The sequence below is a fragment of the Psychrobacter sp. Rd 27.2 genome, assembly GCF_001921755.1.
In the GTDB taxonomy this organism is placed as follows: Bacteria; Pseudomonadota; Gammaproteobacteria; order Pseudomonadales; family Moraxellaceae; genus Psychrobacter; species Psychrobacter celer.
The window spans coordinates 283,124-305,665 of the sequence record NZ_MRYB01000001.1 but is presented as its reverse complement, the minus strand read 5'-3'; the positions used below and the strand labels follow the sequence as shown (position 1 = coordinate 305,665).

21 protein-coding genes are annotated in these 22,542 nt (G+C 47.6%); 11 read left to right on the top strand and 10 right to left on the bottom strand.

Annotated elements, in window-relative coordinates; all coding sequences use genetic code 11:
* Positions 1 to 17: 17 nt before the first annotated feature.
* From BTV99_RS01295 to gdhA, 3 genes are all read right to left on the bottom strand, one after another.
* Positions 18 to 1,280, bottom strand: coding sequence for a glycosyltransferase (locus BTV99_RS01295; protein ID WP_075100538.1), 1,263 nt, complete (start codon positions 1,278 to 1,280; stop codon positions 18 to 20).
* A gap of 19 nt (positions 1,281 to 1,299) precedes the next feature.
* Entirely contained in the window at positions 1,300 to 3,303 is a 2,004-nt protein-coding gene (locus tag BTV99_RS01290; protein WP_075100537.1) for a glycosyltransferase family 2 protein, read from the bottom strand.
* A gap of 353 nt (positions 3,304 to 3,656) precedes the next feature.
* Complete coding sequence (gene gdhA / locus BTV99_RS01285; protein WP_075100536.1) at positions 3,657 to 5,003, bottom strand: NADP-specific glutamate dehydrogenase; 1,347 nt, start codon at positions 5,001 to 5,003, stop codon at positions 3,657 to 3,659.
* A 240-nt stretch (positions 5,004 to 5,243) separates the two neighbouring features.
* Between gdhA and BTV99_RS13250 the strand changes: the two genes are divergently transcribed.
* The 9 genes from BTV99_RS13250 (at position 5,244) to BTV99_RS01245 (ending at position 11,708) form a co-directional block, all read left to right on the top strand.
* Positions 5,244 to 5,474, top strand: coding sequence for a hypothetical protein (locus BTV99_RS13250; RefSeq protein ID WP_143507017.1), 231 nt, complete (start codon positions 5,244 to 5,246; stop codon positions 5,472 to 5,474).
* Between the two features lie 176 nt (positions 5,475 to 5,650).
* Positions 5,651 to 6,013 carry a roadblock/LC7 domain-containing protein gene (locus BTV99_RS01280; RefSeq protein ID WP_075100535.1) on the top strand — a complete coding sequence of 121 codons (363 nt, stop codon included), beginning with the start codon at positions 5,651 to 5,653 and terminating at the stop codon, positions 6,011 to 6,013.
* 74 nt (positions 6,014 to 6,087) lie between these two features.
* Positions 6,088 to 6,582, top strand: coding sequence for a PAS domain-containing protein (locus BTV99_RS01275; protein WP_075100534.1), 495 nt, complete (start codon positions 6,088 to 6,090; stop codon positions 6,580 to 6,582).
* Positions 6,583 to 6,585: 3 nt separating this feature from the next.
* Entirely contained in the window at positions 6,586 to 7,335 is a 750-nt protein-coding gene (locus tag BTV99_RS01270) for a PhnD/SsuA/transferrin family substrate-binding protein (RefSeq protein ID WP_075100533.1), read from the top strand.
* Positions 7,336 to 7,499: 164 nt separating this feature from the next.
* The gene (locus BTV99_RS01265; protein WP_075100532.1) at positions 7,500 to 8,123 is read left to right on the top strand and encodes a hypothetical protein; all 624 of its coding nucleotides are present in this window, start codon (positions 7,500 to 7,502) and stop codon (positions 8,121 to 8,123) included.
* A gap of 41 nt (positions 8,124 to 8,164) precedes the next feature.
* A complete protein-coding gene (locus BTV99_RS01260) occupies positions 8,165 to 8,779 on the top strand; it encodes a hypothetical protein (protein WP_075100531.1) in 615 nt (204 codons plus the stop codon).
* A 532-nt stretch (positions 8,780 to 9,311) separates the two neighbouring features.
* Positions 9,312 to 9,983 (top strand): methyltransferase, encoded by a 672-nt coding sequence (locus tag BTV99_RS01255; RefSeq protein WP_075100530.1) that lies wholly within the window; start codon positions 9,312 to 9,314, stop codon positions 9,981 to 9,983.
* Between the two features lie 344 nt (positions 9,984 to 10,327).
* The gene (locus BTV99_RS01250) at positions 10,328 to 10,981 is read left to right on the top strand and encodes a DsbA family protein (protein ID WP_075100529.1); all 654 of its coding nucleotides are present in this window, start codon (positions 10,328 to 10,330) and stop codon (positions 10,979 to 10,981) included.
* Positions 10,982 to 11,012: 31 nt separating this feature from the next.
* A complete protein-coding gene (locus BTV99_RS01245; protein ID WP_075100528.1) occupies positions 11,013 to 11,708 on the top strand; it encodes a haloacid dehalogenase type II in 696 nt (231 codons plus the stop codon).
* Positions 11,709 to 11,796: 88 nt separating this feature from the next.
* Here BTV99_RS01245 and BTV99_RS01240 read toward each other — a convergent pair whose 3' ends face one another.
* The gene (locus BTV99_RS01240; protein ID WP_075100527.1) at positions 11,797 to 12,927 is read right to left on the bottom strand and encodes an S-(hydroxymethyl)glutathione dehydrogenase/class III alcohol dehydrogenase; all 1,131 of its coding nucleotides are present in this window, start codon (positions 12,925 to 12,927) and stop codon (positions 11,797 to 11,799) included.
* 200 nt (positions 12,928 to 13,127) lie between these two features.
* Between BTV99_RS01240 and BTV99_RS01235 the strand changes: the two genes are divergently transcribed.
* Positions 13,128 to 14,042 (top strand): LysR family transcriptional regulator, encoded by a 915-nt coding sequence (locus tag BTV99_RS01235; RefSeq protein WP_075100526.1) that lies wholly within the window; start codon positions 13,128 to 13,130, stop codon positions 14,040 to 14,042.
* Positions 14,043 to 14,207: 165 nt separating this feature from the next.
* Positions 14,208 to 14,726 (top strand): DUF302 domain-containing protein, encoded by a 519-nt coding sequence (locus BTV99_RS01230; protein ID WP_075100525.1) that lies wholly within the window; start codon positions 14,208 to 14,210, stop codon positions 14,724 to 14,726.
* 82 nt (positions 14,727 to 14,808) lie between these two features.
* On the opposite strand, the gene BTV99_RS01225 is transcribed toward BTV99_RS01230, so the two are convergent.
* The 6 genes from BTV99_RS01225 to BTV99_RS01200 all read right to left on the bottom strand — a co-directional run bounded on the left by BTV99_RS01225 (position 14,809) and on the right by BTV99_RS01200 (position 22,305).
* The gene (locus tag BTV99_RS01225; RefSeq protein ID WP_075100524.1) at positions 14,809 to 15,096 is read right to left on the bottom strand and encodes a DUF4031 domain-containing protein; all 288 of its coding nucleotides are present in this window, start codon (positions 15,094 to 15,096) and stop codon (positions 14,809 to 14,811) included.
* A gap of 68 nt (positions 15,097 to 15,164) precedes the next feature.
* Positions 15,165 to 17,486, bottom strand: coding sequence for a DUF3488 and transglutaminase-like domain-containing protein (locus BTV99_RS01220; protein ID WP_075100523.1), 2,322 nt, complete (start codon positions 17,484 to 17,486; stop codon positions 15,165 to 15,167).
* Positions 17,483 to 18,544 (bottom strand): hypothetical protein, encoded by a 1,062-nt coding sequence (locus BTV99_RS01215; RefSeq protein ID WP_075100522.1) that lies wholly within the window; start codon positions 18,542 to 18,544, stop codon positions 17,483 to 17,485. Before BTV99_RS01215 ends, BTV99_RS01220 begins: the two co-directional genes overlap by 4 nt.
* Before the next feature lie 84 nt (positions 18,545 to 18,628).
* The gene (locus BTV99_RS01210; RefSeq protein WP_256713700.1) at positions 18,629 to 19,657 is read right to left on the bottom strand and encodes a MoxR family ATPase; all 1,029 of its coding nucleotides are present in this window, start codon (positions 19,655 to 19,657) and stop codon (positions 18,629 to 18,631) included.
* Positions 19,658 to 19,705: 48 nt separating this feature from the next.
* Positions 19,706 to 20,164, bottom strand: coding sequence for a cytochrome c family protein (locus BTV99_RS01205; RefSeq protein ID WP_075100521.1), 459 nt, complete (start codon positions 20,162 to 20,164; stop codon positions 19,706 to 19,708).
* A gap of 56 nt (positions 20,165 to 20,220) precedes the next feature.
* Complete coding sequence (locus BTV99_RS01200) at positions 20,221 to 22,305, bottom strand: EAL domain-containing protein (RefSeq protein ID WP_075100520.1); 2,085 nt, start codon at positions 22,303 to 22,305, stop codon at positions 20,221 to 20,223.
* Between the last annotated feature and the right edge of the window lie 237 nt (positions 22,306 to 22,542).

Genomic DNA, 22,542 nt, shown 5'->3' with positions numbered 1-22,542 from the left:
CGCTAGACAAACATCTTTCAAGTGCCATTGCTGTCATCAACCGCTACTGCTTGCTCATATAAACGCAGATAACCATCAACCATCGTAGCGACTGAACAGAACTGCTCAGCACGAAGGCGGCACGCTGCTCGTGAAATATGCTGAATGTCAGCAAACGCTTGTATGAATGCTTTTTCATCCTTTTTGGGCACGATAATACCCGTCTGATGCGTGATAATCTCAGCACTGGCACCGACATCAAAGCCAATCACGGGTGTACCGCAAGCGAGGCTCTCAGCGAGCGTCAGACCATAAGGCTCATCCCAAATACTGGTAAATAGCATGGCGGTCGATTGGCTTAACTGCTCGTTGATTTGATCCTTACTTAAATGTCCAACATAATCAAATAACGGCGCAGTGCTCGCTCTATCGGCTTCTAATAACGGTGCCACATAGTCATCGAAGTACTCCTCATTACTTTTGGGTCCTGCAATAATCAGGCGCTTGCCTGCCGCTTTGCAGTAGTCCATCGCTAAATGCGTGCCCTTTTCAGGACAGATACGCCCGTACCAAAAATACACTTCATCAGCAATTGGGTTTGTATTGGCAGTAAATGAGTGGACATCGATGCCGTTATAGACCACATGCGAGGGCACAAACTCAGCAAACAACTGCTGCTGATGACCACTGATTGCCGTAAACTGAGTCTGCGTCCCCAGACGTAGCGTCAGTAGCGCCAGACGCAGCTGCGGAAAAATCGGCGTATGAAACGTGGTAAAAAACCGTGCGCCAAACGTCTGACCCATCATCATCGGCACATGGTGCAAGCTATGATTGTGCACCACATCGATCATTCCCATCTCATCACGGCTAATAATATCGCGCAGCGCCTGCTGGTAGACCAAATACTGATACAGCTCCTCACGGCTCATCTCTACTGACTCATGCTCATTGGGATAAACTGTCTTTTCAAATTCATCACGGGTCATAAAGGGCACTAGTGTGGCATGGGTTTGACTATCCGCATGAGCGTAGAGCAACACCTGATGGCCTTGAGCCACCAGCTCATCACAAATCAGCTGAGTGATCATCTCAAGACCGCCTGCATAAGGCTGGGCAATGGGATATAACGAGTGAGCGATAACCGCAATACGTCGTGGTTTTCTTACTTTAACGTTTGCCCCATCGATTGTCTCACACGCCGCTGATGACTCAGACAATTCATATGTCTTGTGCATAATGATGTTAGGGTTTTTAGCTTTTATATGACTATTAGGGTTGGTTTTGAGAGAAGTCAGCATACGTCATCCATTTATTATTTTATTCAACCATATATTTTTTTGTTGGGTCGGTGTTATTTGGGCGCTTATTTTTAGTAATATTATCTCTAGCCGTATTGTTATTTTTAGCGACATTATTTTTAATCACACAGCTTTGGTTTACAGTGTTATTGATCTCGTCATACGTGTCATGCTCATCAGCATAGCGGTCATTCACCTCAGGATGATACCCATAGTTATCAAAAGCTATCTTTGCAGACCATAGCTTGAGGACAGTGACCACAAGCGCACTGACAAATAACAAAGGCGAATACAGCGCTGATAGCGGTGAGGTCACAGCCAAAGTGATGATATTAAGTATGAGTAGCAGTTTTGGTAAGGCACAAACATTGGCCTGCCATACGCTGCGGCGGCTACTGATCACCACCTGTTTGGGCGTACAGACAAATGGCTTGTCGCGGCCCCACAGCACAGGCCACCATGACAACGCACCGATTTCCCAAAAGTTCAGATGCAGTGCCCACGCTCGTAGCTTATTGATAAAGGTTGGCGTAACGTGCTGAGCTACCTGCTGATTAAGTGGTGAGCGGTCTTGTGCATAGGCCCACAGCCGTCGCAACAAAAACACGCCGTAAGCGGCATAAACCACATATAAGGGCGTAAGCAACATCGCCATATCCACCTGTGCGCCTATTATCAGAGCCGCCAGCACGATAAGCAGCGTACAGATCTGCAGCACGATAAAAATTCCCGTAAAATTAATCCAGGCACTCAGCTGCGAAAAATGCGCACGCATATACTGCAAACGCTCGCCCATCGTCTGGCTTACATTTGTATTTGCGCTGCTATCGGCGGTCAAAGACGCCGGCCTAACAAAGTAACTATTGAGCACTTGTGCATTGCCATATACCCAGCGCTGCCGCTGAGCGATCAGATCACACAGCGTGGTGGGCAATATACCAGTAGCAATCACCTTGGGTATAAAACGACTGTGCAGACCCATACGATGGAGCAGCACGCCCATCTGCGCATCTTCAGTAATGGACGCTCCTGACCAGCCGCCTAAACCCACTAAAGCATCTCGGCGTATCACCGCATAAGTACCGGTAGATAACGCCCGCTGACGGTTAAAAAAGCGATGCAAATGGTGATTAAAATAATGGTTTAATTCGCTGTGGACATCTGCTTTATCTGCATCACGATAAAACTGCGGAAATTGCAATAAAGCATGCTCAGGATACTCGTGGATAGCGCTGATAATAGCATCACGGGCATGTGGCAACGCCTGATAATCACTATCAACCACCACCACATGACTGGCGCTAGGGTCCATCAGTCCCAGCGCCAAATTGAGCGCACCAGACTTAAACCCTGCCACCGCATCGATATGATAAAAATGCACATTGAGATGCGGCTTCAAGCTATGACAAAAATCTGCCAAAGGCTCATAAAGCTCACGCTTAGTATGGTTGTTATCTATGATTAAAATCTCATCATCGGCCGCTTTAATGGCTAGTAGCGATTGTATGGTCGCAATCACCATTGTGGTAGGCTCAGCACGGGTCATCAATTGGAAGCTCAAGCGTATCGGCTGCGCGACCTCTGCATGAGTCATCGCCTGATCGATAGTACTGCCTGCATCATCTGCTAGACGCTCCATCCGCTCAAATTTACCGACAGGTTGCATGCCATTGTTTGTGTCACTTTTTATACCCCTTTGGGTGTTTTGGTGGTAGGGCTTTAGGTAATCATTGCTACGTAGATGGTTGGTTACTTGCTCGTTTATATGCTCATTTATATGATTGTTTATATGGTTGTTTAATACAGGGTCTTTATACCAGCTGGTCTGCGCGCGTTTGGAGGCTGGTGGATAAGCGCCAAAGGCATGCGCCGCTCGATTGCTTATAGCTTCACTGCCATTATCGTTATGATTCTGACCAACGCTGCAAGCAAACCGCTCAGCATTTGGCGTATCCTGTATCATTGGATATAAGCCCGACATACCTGAGCGGCCATCAGAATAGACCTCCTTATTGACTGTCATGATTCATCCTTTGATAAATATATCGACATTGTCAGCGGCATCGTTTGCCCGCGACATTAATGATTGATGATATAAACCCGTGCGATAAACACTGAGATAATTGATGATAGTCAAAAAGATCGGTGATAATTATTTATAAACTGTCTAAAAAAATAGATTAATGTAACTTCAAGTAAAACATGTAAAAGCTTTTATAAATTAATACTTTATAATCCAAAAAACTTTAGCTGGCGTCTATTACCTCGAGTGTGCAACCAGTCTTTGCGCTCATAAATATTTTATACAGACAAAAAAATACCGCACTTATATATGATAAATGCGGTATTTGACAATGTCTCAGCAGCCAGAAAGCGTTAGTTTAAGATACCATAAGCGCACAGTGCGTCCGCCACCCGTTTAAAGCCAACGATATTAGCCCCTGCCATATAGTCGATATAGCCGTTGTCCGTTTGACCATAGTTTGCTGACGCTTCAGCCGAGCAGTCATGGATGTTTTTCATGATGCACTTTAGGCGCTCATCTATTTGCTCAAAGGTTTTGTATTGACGTACCGAGTTTTGTGACATCTCAAGACCTGAGACCGCCACGCCGCCTGCATTTGCTGCCTTACCTGGCGCATAATGCACACGGTGCAAGCGGATATGATCGACTGCCTCTGCCGTCAGTGGCATATTCGCGCCTTCGACGATATATCTGATGCCGTTTTCGACCATATGTTTGGCATCGTCTTCGTTGACTTCATTTTGTGTGGCTGATGGAATGGCGATATCACCTTTGATATGCCAAGGTTTTTGCTGCGCGAACCACTCACCACCATAGACCTCGACATAATCGCACAGTGGCTTGCTCTGGGCTTTTTGCGCTTTTAGCCAATCGATTTTTTCTTGATTTAGGCCATTTGCGTCATAGAGCGTCCCTTGTGAGTCGGAGACCGTCAGAACTGTCGCGCCTAGCATGCAGGCTTTTTCGGCGGCATGGAGCGAGACGTTGCCTGCCCCTGACACCAGTACTTTTTTGCCTTCGATACTCTCGTTTTGAGCAGCGAGCATGTTTTCTAAGAAATACACCGCACCGTAGCCTGTCGCTTCTGTACGCATCAAGCTACCACCGAATCCCACCCCCTTACCTGTCAACACGCCACCGTATTCACGCGTTAAGTTTTTGTACATGGCAAACATATAGCTGACCTCGCGGCCGCCGACACCGATATCACCAGCTGGCACATCGATGTCTTTATTGACATAGTGGTGCAGCTCACGCATAAACGCATAGCAAAAGCGGCGAATTTCGCTGTCTGTTTTACCTTTAGGGTCAAAATCAGCGCCCCCTTTACCGCCGCCCATCGGCAGACCTGTCAAAGCGTTTTTGAAAATTTGCTCAAAGCCCAAAAACTTAAGCACTGACTGGTTGACGGTTGGATGAAACCGTACACCGCCTTTGTAAGGGCCAAGAGCGTTGCTGAACTGGACACGCCAGCCGCGGTTGACTTGTACTTCACCTTTATCATTTTCCCAGTTGACGCGAAAGCAAATAATACGATCCGGCTCAACCAAACGCTCGAATATCTTCATTTTTTGAAATTCAGGATGGGCATCGTATAAAGGCGCGATAGTCAGTGCCACTTCTTTTACGGCTTGGACAAATTCAGGTTGATGGGCGTAACGCGCTTCGACTTTTTCGATGGCCTGACTGATACTCATATAGGTTCCTTAGGGTAAAAATGGTGGACGTGTTTATTTACATCGATGTCGCGTCGTATGGCAACAAACGAAGGGGATTATGGACATTGATGTAAGACTACAATCGCCCCTATACACTGCGGTATACAGAGGCTCGTGGGAGTAGAAAAGCGGGATAATGTGACGCCTGAACAAGACGCTCAGTAGCAATGACCGTTTCTATCCTATAACTATATATCATTTTTTTAGGGTATAAGTCTAGTGAATATCACCATCATGAAAAGTTATGGTCAACGTTTTTTGTATAAATCATTCGTTTATCTGGCCGCTACGCAGGCTGCTAGGCATTGCGAGCATGAAGCAAAGCGCTGGGTAAATGAAACAAAAATTGCTACAGGCCTACTGTCTGATTGCAAGTGGCTGAGCCAAATGGAGAGAATAAAAACCCTATCGCCAACTTTAGTTCGGCTTAAAATTAAAAACAACAGATAAAAGGTTGATAATGATAACTAGACGGTCAAAAAATAGCAGAACCCAGCCATTTGTTTGCTGTAACATATATCAATATAAGTAGTAAGGGTTTATAATGACCAGCGTTTGCTTCAGCCCTTTTTAGTGTCGCTGATAGTGATCTCATCCATTCAATAACCCGTCATAGAGAAAGTGATATGCGTACAGATTCGTTCCAGCAAATCTTGGAAGACCTAAACAGCTCATCTGCCGATGTCGAAGCATCTGCCCTAATTTCTAACGATGGTCTAATGATCGCATCAGCCCTACCGTTAGGCGTTGATGAAGACCGTGTTGGCGCTATGTCAGCCGCTTTATTGTCATTGGGTGACCGTGCAGGTCGCGAGCTGGCGCGTGGTAGTATCGATCGTATTATGATCCAAGGCGAAAAAGGCTATGTCATCATGACCTCAGCAGGCGATGAAGCGGTATTGACCATCATGGCCAAGCCAAACGCCAAGCTCGGTTTGATCTTTTTGGACATCAAACGCGCCTCAGAAGCCCTAGCAAAACTTATTTAATCGATCATTATTTGCCAGTCAATCACGACGAATACAACGATAGATAAATACAATGATAAATAAAGGAGATTACTATGGGTTCTCCAGTCCCTGATGCACCAAAGCCGGATATGCCAGCTGAGCAGATGACGCTGACTTACTATGACGGTACCTCGCGCACCATTTATGATACGGGTGTTGAGCGCCCTTATCCTGATGGTAAGCTTATCGTCTCGCGTACCGACTTAGACGGTGTCCTAACCCACGTCAACGATGCTTTTGTCGAGATTAGTGGTTACACCAAAGACGAGCTGCTTGGTCAGCCGCAGTCTATCCTGCGCCATCCTGATATGCCAAAAGCGGCTTATCAAGACTTGTGGGACACAGCAAAAGCTGGAAAAAAGTGGCACGGCTATGTCAAAAACCTATGTAAAGACGGTAGTCACTACTGGGTCTATGCCACTGTGGTGCCAAACGTGCGCCGCGGTGAAACCGTGGGCTATACCTCAGTGCGCCGCAAGCCATCACGTAGCAAAATCGAAGCCATGCAGGCGCAGTACGCTGATATGAAACAAAATGAGGAAGGGTAAATCATGACGACACACAATATGTTAATCGCCCCTGATTTTTCGCCTGAGCGTTTTGCAGGTTGGCATATGTTTAACACCTTGATTCAAAAGCGTGCCAACTTAAACATGCACCTAAATACGCCAGCCTCACACGCAGAGCAACAACAAATCATCACGGCTGGGGACATTCAGGTCATCTATGCCAACCCTTTTGATGCGGCAACTTTGATCCGTGAACAAGGCTACAAAGCGGTCGCACGTCCTATCGGCAAATCTGATGAAATGGTCATCGCCGCTGGTGCCAACAGCGACATCAACGCCTTAGAAGATATCAAAGCTGGTGCCACCATCGCGATGGCAAACAACCGCGATGTCAAGCTGATCGGTTTGCGCCTGCTTGAGGCTGTCGATATAGCAGAGTCTGATCTGAGCTGGGATGTCACCGAAACATATCAAGCTGCCGCGCGTAAAGTCATCAAAGGCGATGTGCAGGCAGCGTTCTTTTTGGCAGAGGTATTTCACGGTTTTTCTCGTCTGACCAAAGCTCAGCTATCGGTACTGATCGAAAGTGATTTGGCTGATATCAGTCATGTGCTGCTGATCAAAGAAGACTTCCCAGATACCGATATCTTTATGAATGCCATACTCAACCTGCACAACGACCCAGACGGTCAAGAAGCATTGGCCGAGCTGGGTATGCCGCAAGGGTTTGAGGCCATGGATGAAGAAGACGCCGAGTTTATGATTGATTTGATGGAAACCTTGCTTGATTAGTCGTTACTTGCTATCTTGCTTTGGCTGATTTTATTTTTTCATGGTCGATGACAATCGTCGTCGCCGTGATTATTGGGTCATGTCCATACAACGCAACACCATAGGCGCAGCCGCTATCAAGGCAAGAATAACCGCAACGAAGATGTGACCTAAAGGATCCTGTTATGTCTGATGTAGATCTGATCAAAGAAGCCGAGACCGAGGCGCGCCGTGCGTTTCGCTTTTACTCACGCAAAGTGTTTTTGGCACCTGCCAATCGTCACTTTCATGAGCAGCGTATCAATGCGGCCCTACTGCTGAGCGAAAAAGAGCCGCTACAGGGCGCGGTGGCAGATTTTTTTTATGGCTGCTGGTACGACATTCCTTACGATGTCAATAATCTATTTACCCGTATTAAAGACCGTCTGTACCCTCATGTTGCACAAGGCTTTCGCGACTGCATCGACAAAAAACGCTATATCCAGCGCAACAGTATGCTGGCGACGCGTTGGAGTGTATTGATATCGCCGTCGCTCAATGAGCAAAAACAGCGACTGCGCATCAGTAGCGACGATGCCAAAGAAATATCCAAAGACATCACCGCCGAGCTGATGCAAGCACGTGCCGAGGAGGACTGGGGCACGATTGAACAAATCGAAAACGAGTTTTTTGCCCACTGTATCGCTCGCAATGACCGTCTGGCTTTTTCTTTGGTTTGGTTTCGTTTAGGCAAAAGCGACTGGCACTTTGACGAGCGCTGGAACAACTGCCAGCAACGCCTTGACCAAACCAAAACCATCAAAACTTAACTTATCGCCTGTTTTATAATTTCATCACAATGGTAGCCGCTATGTCCTCTTACTTAAATGCTGATAAAACCTATCTTACCCTAACCCCAGCCGGTATTTTTGAGGCATTTTCCCAAAGCGAACCTACAGAGGAGCAGCTATCGTTACAAGACCTACTCTCTTATGAGCAAACCCTACTCGCCGCTGATTGGCTAGAGCGCTACTCTGAGGCGTGGTTACAGCGCTTTATAGAGGCCGGCTGGATCGAAAAGTTGTCTCTGTTTTTGCCCGCGCCCAACTTACCATTGGATCAGTTTTTGCCTTATGTCGTCGCTAGCCTATCTGGTAAGCGCCGTGCCGCCATCGGCTCTGATGAGGGCTTTTGTCTGGCGCGTATCGGCTATAACCAAGAAGAAGCGGATATGCTGAGTGTGGCGGCGGCTGACTTTTCAGGCTTTATGCTGCGCCAAAAACAACGCGGCTGGGCAGTAGAAAGCCAAGCAATTTCGTTTTTTCAGCAGGTTGACTTATTGATTCCTGAGACCAGTTTTGTGTTTTTATGGATTGATGGCTCAGGATATGTACTTATCATCGATGGCGAGCCGCTCACCAATAGCCGCGCTTTTGTAGAGCTGGTTTGGGCACTCAAAACCTCTGGACTCCGATTTTTAAATTAAGCGTCTATGGCGTACTTGCTCATAACTCGTAACAGTCATGACTTTTATAAACATAAAAATAGACATGACTGACATATCATATTCTCATTAAGAGGCACGCACCCCACTTCTATGTTTGGGTTTATAGCAGACAACTCGGTGCGGTGCGCGCTCTTTTTATCTACAACGCCCTCCTTTATTTTTATGCCATACCGCTATGCTTTTATATAAGCAACGAGATAGCTGACGGCGGCACACTTCGCAACGATACTACCCTCATACGTAACAGTAGCTGGCACCGTATTGCGTCATACTGGCCTTTGACGTTTTGCCAGACTCTATTTGTCTGTTTTTATTTATTTTATTGAACTGATGTTTTATTGAACTGACATATAGCCCGTGTTGAATATTCACCAATAACCACTGCTGTGCATGACCCACCATTTATATCAACCAGCTCCCTACGCATTACGTCATTGCACAAAAAACCCAGCCTTTGAACGTGGCACTCCTTGCCAAACCTTGCATTCTTGCTTATTTTTTAGGACAGTTTATGACTTCGCTGACGACTGTGCGCGTGCGTTATCAAACGATTGAAATCGGCAATACCGACATCCATATTTGTACGCTACGTGACAATCAACAATTTAGTGATCCCAATGATGAGGCGTTAAACCTCGGTATTTGCTCGGCGTCTTGGCCGATGTTTGGGGTGATATGGCCATCGAGCTTGGTGCTGGCCAATCATATGCTTAACTACGATGTGGCTGGTAAGCGTATCTTAGAAGTCGGCTGCGGCATGGCGTTGTCTAGCCTGCTACTCAACCACAGGCGTGCTGATATTACTGCAACTGACTATCATCCGACGGTTGAGTATTTCCTTGATCGTAATACCACTTTAAACAATAACAAAGAGATACATTTTGAGCGCCTAGACTGGCATGATAACAACAGCCATCTGGGCACGTTTGATATGATTATCGGTAGCGACTTGCTCTATGAAGACCAGCATATCGATATCTTAGCTGACTTCATCGAGCGCCATGCGCGGCCAACTTGTGAGGTCATCATCGTCGACCCTGGGCGTGGTCGCAAAAATAAGCTGACCAATAAAATGTTGGAGTTTGGTTTTAGCAGTCAGCACGTAAGGCCAGAGGATACCTCTTATCTTGAGCTGCCTTTTAAGGGTCATATCTTGACCTTTGCACGCAAGGCTATGGCATAACCCCTCCTGTATGATGGATGCCTGACGTGATGGCCGCACCTTGCCACTGCTGGCGCGTGCTTGTAAATCTGCCCAGCGGGGCAGTGGCCACATTACAAAGCATTATGACCTATAAGATAGTGCTGACTGATTTATTATGACGTAACGATTGCGTTGTCTTGTTTTTACTGTGTCGTCATTGCAGTGTAGGTATCAATCTAAAAAAACAAACCAAAGTTTATTTAATAATATGATTGCAATCGCAATATCATTCTTCTAGCATGAATTGATAGATAGCAATTGAGCATAAACCTCAAATAACTTTAAATAATATCAATTATATAAATAATATCAGGCAGATAGATATGAAAAATACCAACACTCCCCTACGTATCGACATCGTCTCAGACGTGGTGTGCCCTTGGTGCGTCGTTGGCTACCGCCAATTAGCCGCAGCGCTTGAGCAAAGCAATACAGACCATGAGATACATTGGCATCCTTTTGAATTAAACCCAAAAATGCCAAAAGAAGGACAAAATATGCGTGAGCACATCATGGAAAAGTATGGCTCAAGTAAGGCAGAATCAGATGCCAGCCGCGCCAGAATAACAGAGGCGGGAAATGAGGTCGGCTTTCAATTTCACTTCAACGACGACACACGGATGCACAATACCTTTAATGCGCACCAGCTCTTACACTGGGCCGAAAAACAAGGCCACAGACATGAGTTAAAGCAAGCGCTTTTTGCAGCGCACTTCACGGACAATCGCGATATATCGGATAACGCGGTACTGGCCGATATCGCAGCAGATGTCGGCTTAGATCGAAGCGAGGCACTGGCGGTCTTAGCAGACCAGCGTTTTGCTCGAGAGATACGCGCAGAAGAGCAGCACTGGCAGCAGCAAGGCATTCAAAGTGTGCCAGCGATGATTTTTAATGAGCGTCATTTGGTAAGCGGCGCGCAAGGGGTAGACAATTACCTCAATATCTTAGAACAATTGGCCCATATGCCCGACTAAACCCTAAGCGTTGTCGATGAAAGGATATCTTATGCACGCTCACCTAACACCCTCGGTTATCGTCTTTGATGTCAACGAGACACTACTCGACATAACCACTTTAGCGCCGTTATTTGTACGCCTATTCGGTGACGAAAACATGCTAAGAGAGTGGTTTGCCCAGCTGGTGCTATACTCGCAAACCTTGACTTTATCAGGACTGTACACGCCTTTTGGTGAGCTGGGTATCGGCGCATTACAGATGAGCGCTGACATCCACCAAATCACGCTGACAGAGGACGATATCGATGAGTTAAAAGCGCGTATGAGCAACATGCCTGCGCACTCTGACGCTGTCCCAGCATTAACCAAACTACGTGAGGCAGGGTTTCGTCTAGTGACGCTGACCAATTCAGCACCCAGCGCTGCCCCTACGCCACTAGACAGGGCAGGATTGAGCGTATTTTTTGAGCAGTCTTTTAGTGTGGAGCAGGCCGCAAAGTTCAAGCCGGCGCCTGAAACCTATGAGCTGGTCGCTAATGAACTGGCCGTCCAGACGTCAGATTTATGCCTAGTCGCCTGTCATCTTTGGGATACCATCGGCGCGCAAGCTGCTGGCTGCCAAGGAGCGTTTCTCAAACGTCCTTATAATGCCTTGTTATCCGCTCCCAATGTGCCAACACCGGACTTTATGGCCACAGACTTGACTACGCTTGCAGAGCAAATCATTCATCGCGCGCAAGGCTAATCGCTATGGTTTGTCTTGAGCATAAAAAAATACCGCCTCATAATAGGCGCGGTATTTTCAGCTTATCGTTTGCTGCTTAACTTAATGTTTACTCAGAAAAGTGCACCACCGAACGAATACTCTCACCTTTATGCATCAAATCAAAGGCATCGTTGATGTCTTCTAACGGCATGGTGTGAGTGATGAAGTCTTGTAGCGGAATCTCACCTGCTAGGTAGCGCTCGACGTAGCCTGGCAGCTCGCTGCGGCCTTTGACACCGCCAAATGCTGAACCTTTCCAAACACGGCCTGTCACCAGCTGGAATGGACGGGTTGAGATTTCTTGGCCTGCGCCTGCGACCCCGATGATGACCGACTCGCCCCAGCCTTTGTGGCAGCACTCTAGTGCTGAGCGCATGACATCGACATTACCGATACATTCAAATGAATAGTCGACGCCGCCATCGGTTAATTCAACGATAACCTCTTGAATGGGTTTGTCATAGTCTTTTGGATTGATGCAGTCGGTTGCGCCCAGTTTTTTGGCCAACTCAAACTTGCTCTCATTGATATCAATACCAATGATGCGACTGGCTTTGGCCATTTGCGCACCGATAATTGCGGACAGTCCAATACCGCCCAAACCAAAGATAGCGACCGTTGCGCCCTCTTCGACTTTGGCTGTATTCATCACTGCGCCCATACCCGTGGTCACGCCGCAGCCCAGCAAACAGACTTCTTCTAATGGTGCCTCGGCGTTGACTTTGGCCAATGAAATCTCTGGCAACACCGTGTATTCAGAAAAAGTCGAGCAGCCCATATAATGATAAATCGGCTCACCGTCTTTATAAAAACGCGTGGTGCCATCTGGCATTAGGCCTTTACCTTGGGTCTCACGCACAGCTGAGCATAGATTGGTCTTACCTGAAGTACAGAACTTGCACACCCCGCACTCTGCGGTGTATAACGGAATGACATGATCGCCAACTTGCACACTGGTCACGCCTTCACCGACTTTCTCGACGATACCGCCACCTTCGTGACCCAAAATCGCAGGAAACACGCCTTCTGGGTCTTCACCAGATAAGGTGAACGCATCGGTATGGCAAACGCCGCTGGCGACGATCTTTACCAGCACTTCACCTTTTTTGGGCAGCATCACATCGACTTCTTCGATAGATAGCGGCTCATTTGGCCCCCACGCGATGGCGGCTTTGGACTTAATAAAATTATCTGACATAGTATTCTCTCTTGTTATCATAAATAAGTGATGGCGTTAATCACGCTCAGACCAATTTAGCTTATAGCGCTTACACCGTAGAGGCAAGCGCTAGTTTGAGTCGTCTATAGGCGTTGATTTTATACTGTCCATTATAGTTGTTTCTGCTGTGATAACAATGTGTTATATTTGCAAATATCTTTTTCACAGTGGTAATAATCATGCGCTGGGATGGCATTAGTGAGTTTGTCTATGTGGCTGAATACGAGAGCTTCACACGTGCTGCAAAAGAGTTGGGCATCTCCACCGCGCAAGTCAGCCGGCAGATCAGCGCGTTAGAAAAACGCCTGAATATTAAATTGCTCTATCGTACGACACGGAAGGTATCGCTCACAGAAGAAGGGCGGGTGTTTTATCAGCATTGCCGCGGTGTGCTCGATGGCTTGGATGCCGCCGAGCAAGCGGTGAGTAACTTACAATCTAAGCCGCAAGGCAGAATCAAACTCACCGCCCCTGTCACCTATGGCGAGCAGCAACTCTTGCCCCTGATCAATGACTTTATGGTGCAATACCGTGATATCGAAGTGACAGCATTTTTGAGCAATCAAAAAATAGATCTAATAGAGGGCGGCTATGATCTAGCGGTGCGTATTGGCAAATTAAGCGACTCAACCATGATGGCAAAAAAACTCAGTCGCCGTACCAACTTTGTCTGCGCTGCACCTGCTTACCTCAAAAGATATGGTACACCGCACACGCTGTCTGATCTGTACAAACATAACTGCCTACTTGGCACACGTGATTATTGGCACTTTATCGAAAATGATAAACAGGCTAACAAGGCAGTGGATCAGCAAGCGCACAAACCAACGGACACAGAAAAAAACCTACGCGTCTCAGGCAGCGTGCAATATAACAGCGGTCATAGCTTAGTGGATGCAGCATTAAAGGGTCTGGGTATCGTGCAGCTGCCTGATTATTATGTGCAGCAATATCTGGCGTCAGGGGCATTGGTCAGCGTACTGGATAACTATCGAGAGCCTGAAGAAAGCATTTGGGCGATTTATCCGCACAATCGTCATTTATCGCCAAAGATTCGCTTGCTGGTGGATTATCTGGCAGCGCGTCTGGCATAGTTGGCGCTCATACATCATCGCTGATAAGATCCATTTGTCACGCGCGCCTTTACTATGCATGGTTTATTACGCACAATGTTCTAAAGCATCACGTTCTGATATACAAAGCGTACTTATATAGCCAGCCGTGGTTTACCAAACAACCACCATAAACAAGGACTTTTTATGCTTAAGATTATCTCTATCGCTGCCCTAGCTTTGGCCGTATCCTCTTGCGCCAGTATTGAAAGTATTGTCAATGCGCCTGACACGATGCCGCCAACACCCAAAACCACGCCTGCTATCAACGCCCAAAAAGGCTTGGTAACCATGCCAAGCCCGCACTCAGTACAAGACACTGCCGATAAGCTGGTCGCCATTATCGAAAGTAAAGGCATGAAAGTATTCGCCCGCGTCGATCATCAAAAAAACGCGCAAGGTGTCGATTTAACATTAAGACCGACGCAAGTGATTATGTTTGGTAATCCGAAAGCGGGTACACCATTGATGAATTGCGAGCAAAGCGTCGCTATTGATTTGCCGCAAAAAATTCTTATCAGTGCAGATGCCGATAAAAAGGTCTGGTTGTCGTACAATAATCCTGCCTATCTCAAAGACCGCCATAATATAAAAGGTTGTGATACCCAATTAGGGAATATTGCAAAAGCCCTTGATGGTGTTAGTAAAGCCGCTATTGCAAAATAACCTATAAATGAAAGTCTAAACAAATAAAAAGGTGGGATGCAAAAGCACTCCCACCTTTTTCATGTTGTAAAAAATTAACTTATTAGGAATTCTCAGATTGTGCTATTTGCTCATGTAATTCTACTTTCAACTTCTTTGCACATTCAATAATTTTCTTTCGATTGGCAGGAATAGCGCCATATTCAATCGCTGTTTCTCGCATTTGCACCGTGACATCATAGTGTGGATAACTGGCATGACGATGGAATAAACGCTTATCCACTTCAATCAGCGCTGCAAAATCATGCAGCTCTTGCAGGGTATCTGCCAGCATGTGGCACCATTTATAGCCTTTAAATTCTATCTGCATAAAATCGACGTATATCGCCATAGAGTCGCCTCCTTTATTATCAATAGCTATTTTATGATGTGCTAAACAACGCTTTCACAAAACAGCCATTAGAACAGTTCACGTGCATCTTTCTTAAGCTGCTTTAGGATAGTTTGGTACTCGCTATCATTGGTTTCAAGGCTGCTTAGGCGTCCATAACGCAGTTGCCGATAGTCCTGCCTCATTTGCAAGATTTTTGCTTGTACACTCTCTGAATGCCCGCTATCTGTTAGCTTACTCACTTTACTGCTCTTATTACTACTTTTAGCATTGGTATCGGCGTTGATATCAGCGTCGATATCAGTATTTGAATCATTTTCTCGGTCATCAACCGCTATTGCCAAGCGCTCAAGCCAAGCCAGCTGCCCTTCACTCTCTTGACGAGCCAACTCTTTATCACTTTTACCAATACGTTTTGATAGCTGTGCAAGTGGTAGGTCTGCTGGATGCCAACGCTTACGACGACGTTGCCAAATAACAAAGACCAAAATCACCATGACAGTAATAGCACTTGCCACTAGCCATATAATTTGCTGCATGAGTGTGCGGATATTAAACCATTTGAGTAGCGAGTCGGCTTGCTTGTCCTGATCATAGCCAACGACGTCTTTTTGCCAATAATAGCTGGCTTGATCGGAGAGGCGGCGTAAGGTTTGTAGCAGCTGATACTGCTGATAGCTGACTTGGGCGGCAGCGCCGTCGCCAAACATCGTCGCGCCTTGCGACTGCGTCAGTGCATCCATCCCCTGCTCGATGCGCTCAGGCGCGACAAAGGCCGTCGGATCGACACGTACCCAACCTTGACCGTCAAGCCAAACCTCCGTCCAAGCGTGCGCATCCTTTTGCCGTACTTCCCAAACATTACCACCGCGGCTGGGCTCACCGCCTTGATAGCCCGCCACGACGCGTGCAGGAATGCCAGCGGCGCGCATCATAAAGGTAAAGCTGGAAGCATAATGCTCACAAAAACCCGCTTTGGTCTCAAATAAAAACTCATCAATACGGTTATTATTCAGTCGTGGCGGAGACAGTGTATAACGAAAGTCCGTTTGGTTAATCCAGCGCTCCAGCGCCTGCATATAACGCATAGGGTCTGAACCTGACTGAGCGAATAACTGCTGCGCCAATGTTCGCGCTTGCAGGTTGCCGTCAGTTGGCAGTGTAAGATTGAGACGGCGCGACTCATCAGAGAGAATCGGGTCGATACGCATCGGTGCAAACTGCACTACCTCGTAGCGCAGCTGCTGAGTCACCGGCTGATCTTTTAATAAGGTAAAGTCTGAGGTGATTTTGACGTCTTGGCGCTGCGTAAACGGATAATCAAGCCCAAACAGCCAGCTTTGCTGCGTTGGCTCTAGGATAATCTCATAATTGGTCGGCGCAACTTTTGCTTTATCAGGGATAGTTGCAAAGGCATTCTCAATCCAAGCAGGTGCTTGCGGAGCAGGCTGCCACTCTTGTTGCTGAGGGCTAGGACGCCACGTCGCCCCATCAAACTCACTAAACACCAAGCCACGCCAATAGAGCTGCTGCTGCGGGGGACGATTGTCTGCAAACTCTACCCGAAACGCCAGCTCGGTCGATTGTCCCAAATTGGCAAAATCGCCAGGCGACATACTATCAGAGACACCCGTGGTCGCCTGCTGACCTGAGAGCTGCACTGACCAAAGCGGCGGCAGGCGCGGAAAAAACAAAAACAACACGACCAATAATGGCAATGCGCCGATGCCGAGCACGCCCAACGTACGCAGACGCCCATCACCACGAGCATTGCCATCGTCATTTAACGCAATAAAGGCCAGCAGCACCGTCACCGCCCCCACGATTACCTCAAACGTCGTGACCAAGCCTTGATCCATCAAAAACAGCGCGGCAAGGACAAATAGCGATAAATTTAATACCACATAGGCATCACGGCGCTTATAGAGCTCCCACAGCTTACTAATCAAGCACAGCACCAAAAACGCCACACCCATATCGAGGCCGAAAGCGGTGTGATAAGTCAGCCATAGCCCTGCCAGCCCTAATAAAAACCCGAGCATCTGCATGCCCTGATAGACGCGTTTTAGATGTGCTATTTTTTTAAACCGCGCTTTGACGCCGGGCAGCTGCGCTACGATACTAACCACCGCAAAACCCATTAACCACAATGGCAGATGGGCTGCATGCGGTAAGATAATGACCACTTGAGCGATCAACACCCAATAGTAGGCAGGCAAAGCAAACAACTTGGCATATCCGCTCGGCTTTTCGCTGTGTACTATCTGTGCGCTGCGATGATCACCCAAGGCCAACTGCTCAAAGCTGGCAGCGTTTATAGCGTCTGCTTTATCAAAGCGACTCGATGACGCTATCGTTTTTTTTGATAGAGGCTGCGTAGAGTTATTCATGGCGCTTTTGCCAACCTTAGCAAGCACGCTTGTACAAAGCTGTCACCAGCCCCCATCGCCGCGCCGTCAGGCTTATCTTGCGGTAGTTGCATCGTAAAGGGTACGCCCAGCTCACCCAAGGTCTGTACGCCATAAGCCAGCTGTGCCAGTTTTTGTTCATGATGCGCGGCTGGCATATCGGCATAATCCAACGTTTGCTCATGACCGATAGGATCAGCGAAATGCTTGGTAAACATGCCTTGACCTCGTGCCACATGCCCCCACGACACACGGGCCAGCGACTCACCTTCGATATAGTTGTCGAGCCGCTCAAAATCATCTTGACCTTGCTGATATTGCCCGCCTGTTGGCAGATCTTTTTCATTGGCTAGCGCATACTGTGCTTGCCAATCAAAAGCCTCAGGTTTGGGATACACCCAAGCGCAACGGGCAAAATACACATAAGACCATGCGCGCATAATGCCGAGCGGGTAGACGGTTTTGATGGTGAGTCTGGGGAGCACCAGCTGGCCGCGGCTGTGCGTTTGTACAGGCAGACGAATTGTTTGTTCGCCTTGTAGCCGTGTCACTAGTATCGACTCTGGGGTACTAGCGCTATTCTTGATTTTCTTATTGCCTTTTTTATCTATCTTGCCATTAGCCTTACTATTCGCTTGGCCGTCAGCTTGCTCAAAACCAAATAATAGCTGCCGTCTTGGTTGGCGGCTCTCACTAATCAGCTTTAAGGTCACCCAGACAGGCGCGCCCGCCTCTGCCATAGTGACATCTATCAATTGCACCTTGAGACCTGAGATATGAGCAAAGGTCACATGAAAGCTGATCAGCCAGACACTAACCAAATAAAAGCACAAACCCAGCACCAAGTTGTTACCATAATTGATGCCAGCGATAAAAGTAATGATTAACAAAACAGCAAACAGCAGGCCTTCACGGCTAAAAAAGATATAGACATTACGCAGCGTGAGGGTGGCGCTATCGCTTTTGGGCGCACGCGCGGCAAACCAGCGGCGTAGTGCAGAGTCCGCTGGTACGGTGAAGGCTTTTGGCAACAGGCTCATAACGACCCCATCCTCAACATTAATAGTCTTATCGCTAATAAACGAGCAGCTTTAGAAGTGAATCTCTTATGAGTAAACAGACGGTCAAACAATAACAGCCACCTCGGCCAAAATACGTTGGGCGATGGTCTGCATCGCTTGCCCGCCAGTCACATGCGCGGGTACAAAACGCTGACCGAGGCGATGATCGGTGACGGCAGCAAACACCGCTTGGATGTCCTCTGGTGTCACCTCCATATGCCCTGATACATAAGCATAAGCCTGCGCAGCACGCTGTAGCGACAGTACGCCACGAGGTGAAAGACCGTGATACTCAGAGCTTGCACGTGTTTTGGCGACAAGTCTTTGCAGATAATCTAACACTACATCCGCAACATATACCTGCTTGACACCTTGCTGCGCTAATAATACAGCCTGCGTATCAAGCACCGCGGGCAGCTCTTTTAATAGCTCGCGGCGGTCTTGACCTTGCAAAAGCTCGCGCTCAGCAGCAGGTGATGGATACCCCAGCGACAAGCACAATAAAAATCGATCTAGCTGCGATTCAGGCAATGGATAAACGCCCGCTTGCTGCAATGGGTTTTGGGTGGCAATGACAAAAAACGGCTGCGGCAGCACATAGGTTTGCCCATCTTGCGTCACTTGCCGCTCCTCCATGGCCTCTAGCAGCGCGCTTTGGGTTTTGGGACTAGAGCGGTTGATCTCATCCGCAAGTAACAACTGCGTAAAGATCGGCCCTGGCCGAAACTCAAAGTGCTGGTTTTTTTGCTCAAAGATACTCATGCCCAAAATATCAGCGGGCAGCATATCATTGGTAAACTGCACACGATTAAAGCTCAGGCCAAGCAGCTGAGCTAGCCCTTGTGCCAATGTGGTCTTGCCCATACCAGGCAAGTCTTGTAGCAATAAATGACCACCCGCCAATATACCACTGAGCGCCAGCTTAATCGCCTGCGGCTTATCTAAAACGATGTGGTTTAGTTGCCCAAGCAGCTGAGCTATTTTTTGCTGATTGTGCTGATAGTCAGCGGCACTCAAGGCCGCCGTATCTGCCAGCTGCGGCGCTGGTTGAGGTGTAGGGCTAGAAGCGGGGTCGATCGCAGCATGGCTCATAGTCAGTTATTGGCTCATTTTGGAAGAATAAACATAATAAGTCTGCGATCAATTGGCATCATCGGTCGCAGGCGGCGCGGCCCTTAGGGTTGACAGATAAGCAATCACATCTGCTCGCTCTTTTGCATCCGGCATCGGGTCGGAGAGCATTTTTGAGTCTGGCATACTCTTTTGCGCATCGGCGATATAAGGGTCTAGTGTCTGTGCATCCCATACCCAGCCTGACGCCTTTAATCCTTCACTATAAGTATAATCCTCGAGGGCGGCGGCAGGCGCGCCGTAGATATTCATCAGCTGCGGGCCTTTTTTGTTCAGCCCTGCATTGAGCTGGTGGCACTGACCGCAGGCATCTTGATAAATGATCGCACCGTTGTCGGCATCGCCCTCAGTATATAGCGGCAATGTCACAGGGTCACGGTGATCAGCAGGCACTTGCTCTCCGCACGCACTGAGCAATAAAACAGCGGCAACAAGGCCGCACAAACGATACTGACGAATAATAAACATGTTTGACAGTCTTCAGTTAAAAGGTATGACAAATAAAAACAGGTTGAGGCATGACGTTATGAGACTTTTATGGTCGCGCTGGGCGCTTCTAGATAGTATCCTTGCAAATAGCGGGCGCCCACACTCCACGCCACCGACATCGTCGCGGCATCCTCGATATATGGCATGAGCACGTCAGCATGGACCTCAGAGGTACGCACAATCAAAGACTTAACCGTATTTAGATTATCCGCAGAATTGATGTCTTGGATATAGCTTCGCGCCAAACGCACCATATCTGGCTGCACAAAGCTGGCAAGTTCGATAGACTTAGCAGATGAACCAAAGTTATTGATACCTAATTGACAGCTGACTTGTGTCAACGCCGAAAACTGGGTCTTGGCGACGGTCAGATAGTCTAAGATATCTTTTTCATTAAACTGCAGTGTCAAGACTCCAGCGGCACCGCCGACCGCCTTGATCAACTGACTGGCCACATTTGGCAGTTTTTTGTCGACCAGCGACGCCCCAGTGAGCTGCACCAACAGTCTGGCCTCAGGATGGGTCTTACGGACTTCGTTTATTTTTTTGCAGGCATTGATTAGTACCCAGCGGTCGATTTTTTCTAATAAATTATGCGTCTTGGCGACAGCCATGAACTGATCAGGGGTGAGTACGGTATTGTCAGCATCTGCCAGCGGTAAGCGCAGATACACCTCAAAAAAGTCGCTACGGTCTTTGTTAATGTCATATATGGGCTGAAATGACAGATCAAAACGATTGTTGGTAATAGCATCGACCAAAGACTCAGCCAGTGCATGATCATCACTATTGGCATGCTCACTTGGGTCATACAAGTGGTAGGTCCCGCCATGATTGGAGGTCTCTATCATGATTTGATTGATGGCATCGATAGCCCGCTCAAGCAGTACATTGGGCGCTGCAGCGTTTTTCTCTATCTTCACGATACCAATACTGACGGTAGTACTGGTGGTACGCTTATCGACTTCGATAAACATCTCACTAATGCGTGTGACAATGTGCTGTGCCAAATCTTTTAGCTCGCTGGCGCTTTTGTCTTCGACAAGCACCGTAAACACCGTATCACTAAAGCGGCTCACATGCCCGTCTTCTATCAGCTCATCTAACATATAGGCGACTTGCTTGACCGTCGCATCGACCCCTTGTAGGCCCAAACTGCTTCTTATTTTACCCACATTATCAAGCTGAATATACAAAAGCCCTGCTGTCAGTAGCCCTTGTCTTGCTTGCTCATACACCAGTGCCATTTGTTTTTCAAAACCATGGCGGTTGTCGATACCAGTCAGTTTGTCTTTACGCTCAGCCTCCGCTAAACGCTTGGCCACCTCAGCGCTGTTATTGGTGTTTTGCTGAATGATAACTTGGGTGACAGGCTCACCGTCTAGGGTGGCTGAGGCAAGCTGTAGTTTGGCTTCAAAGGTGCTACCATCTGTACGTTTGCTTTCAAACTCAAACTCCACCTCTTGTCGATTGCCTTTGTCAAACTGCCGCAAAAACTGTTTAAAGCCTTTGACACTATCCCCGCCTGAAATCAAATCAACGACTGGCACGCCGATGGCATCGTTCATGGTTTTAAAGCCAAAAAGCTGCAGATAGGGGTCGTTGGCAAATATATGGATGCCTTGATCGATATAGGCGACCGCGCTTTTGGAGTTTTTAATCAATACGTTCGCACGTTGCTCCGCCTCAGAGATGACATGGCGTAGCGTCTTTAGCTCACGGCGGCTGCGCAAGTTGTCATGTTGCAGGCAAATGGCCATTACCACTGCCATCTCTTGCTCGGCTTTGAGCGCCTTGACCATTGTACCACTGACGATAGCTGGCAAGCCGTCGTCATTTTGTGCGGTGGCTGCCGCCTCATCATGAAACAGGCAAATCATCGGTAAATCAATACTTTGCTCTTGCACGATGCCCACCACTTCGGTGAAGTTCATGTCATAAGCACTACCAAACACCAATACATCCCATGGCTGACGCAACAGCCTTAGCAGCTCTTCTTTATCGTCCAAAAATCCCAAATTCACACTGTCATAATAAGCGCTCAATAACTGCACAAGTCGCTCAGCATAGAGCTGATCATCATTGATGACTAACAGGTTTAGGATAGACTGAGTGCGCATAAATGGCCTTTTAATCTTATGATCATACGATCGTATTTTATCAGTGATGTTTGATACCTGAGCTTGCTTGCTCAGTGCTTGGTCAGCAGATTGGGTGTCGCATCAATAGAGTAACAATTTGTGCCATTATAGACAATAACTGCACCCCCTGCAGGCGAGTTTCATTAGCGGGGGTTCGCGCAGTATGTTTTGGTACTTATCCATGATTCAAATGCAAAAACACAAACTTTATCGTGT

Excerpts from the sequence above, each read along its gene's own strand:
- BTV99_RS01215 (WP_075100522.1), bottom strand. The coding sequence starts at position 18,544 with ATGAGCCTGTTGCCAAAAGCCTTCACCGTACCAGCGGACTCTGCACTA.
- BTV99_RS01240 (WP_075100527.1), bottom strand. The coding sequence starts at position 12,927 with ATGTCAGATAATTTTATTAAGTCCAAAGCCGCCATCGCGTGGGGGCCA.
- BTV99_RS01295 (WP_075100538.1), bottom strand. The coding sequence starts at position 1,280 with ATGCTGACTTCTCTCAAAACCAACCCTAATAGTCATATAAAAGCTAAA.
- BTV99_RS01275 (WP_075100534.1), top strand. The coding sequence starts at position 6,088 with ATGGGTTCTCCAGTCCCTGATGCACCAAAGCCGGATATGCCAGCTGAG.
- BTV99_RS01250 (WP_075100529.1), top strand. The coding sequence starts at position 10,328 with ATGAAAAATACCAACACTCCCCTACGTATCGACATCGTCTCAGACGTG.
- BTV99_RS01230 (WP_075100525.1), top strand. The coding sequence starts at position 14,208 with ATGCTTAAGATTATCTCTATCGCTGCCCTAGCTTTGGCCGTATCCTCT.
- BTV99_RS01290 (WP_075100537.1), bottom strand. The coding sequence starts at position 3,303 with ATGACAGTCAATAAGGAGGTCTATTCTGATGGCCGCTCAGGTATGTCG.
- BTV99_RS01220 (WP_075100523.1), bottom strand. The coding sequence starts at position 17,486 with ATGAATAACTCTACGCAGCCTCTATCAAAAAAAACGATAGCGTCATCG.
- BTV99_RS01225 (WP_075100524.1), bottom strand. The coding sequence starts at position 15,096 with ATGGCGATATACGTCGATTTTATGCAGATAGAATTTAAAGGCTATAAA.
- BTV99_RS01245 (WP_075100528.1), top strand. The coding sequence starts at position 11,013 with ATGCACGCTCACCTAACACCCTCGGTTATCGTCTTTGATGTCAACGAG.
- BTV99_RS01265 (WP_075100532.1), top strand. The coding sequence starts at position 7,500 with ATGTCTGATGTAGATCTGATCAAAGAAGCCGAGACCGAGGCGCGCCGT.
- BTV99_RS01280 (WP_075100535.1), top strand. The coding sequence starts at position 5,651 with ATGCGTACAGATTCGTTCCAGCAAATCTTGGAAGACCTAAACAGCTCA.
- BTV99_RS01200 (WP_075100520.1), bottom strand. The coding sequence starts at position 22,305 with ATGCGCACTCAGTCTATCCTAAACCTGTTAGTCATCAATGATGATCAG.
- BTV99_RS01260 (WP_075100531.1), top strand. The coding sequence starts at position 8,165 with ATGTCCTCTTACTTAAATGCTGATAAAACCTATCTTACCCTAACCCCA.
- BTV99_RS01210 (WP_256713700.1), bottom strand. The coding sequence starts at position 19,657 with ATGAGCCATGCTGCGATCGACCCCGCTTCTAGCCCTACACCTCAACCA.
- BTV99_RS01205 (WP_075100521.1), bottom strand. The coding sequence starts at position 20,164 with ATGTTTATTATTCGTCAGTATCGTTTGTGCGGCCTTGTTGCCGCTGTT.
- BTV99_RS01235 (WP_075100526.1), top strand. The coding sequence starts at position 13,128 with ATGCGCTGGGATGGCATTAGTGAGTTTGTCTATGTGGCTGAATACGAG.
- BTV99_RS01255 (WP_075100530.1), top strand. The coding sequence starts at position 9,312 with ATGACTTCGCTGACGACTGTGCGCGTGCGTTATCAAACGATTGAAATC.
- gdhA (WP_075100536.1), bottom strand. The coding sequence starts at position 5,003 with ATGAGTATCAGTCAGGCCATCGAAAAAGTCGAAGCGCGTTACGCCCAT.
- BTV99_RS01270 (WP_075100533.1), top strand. The coding sequence starts at position 6,586 with ATGACGACACACAATATGTTAATCGCCCCTGATTTTTCGCCTGAGCGT.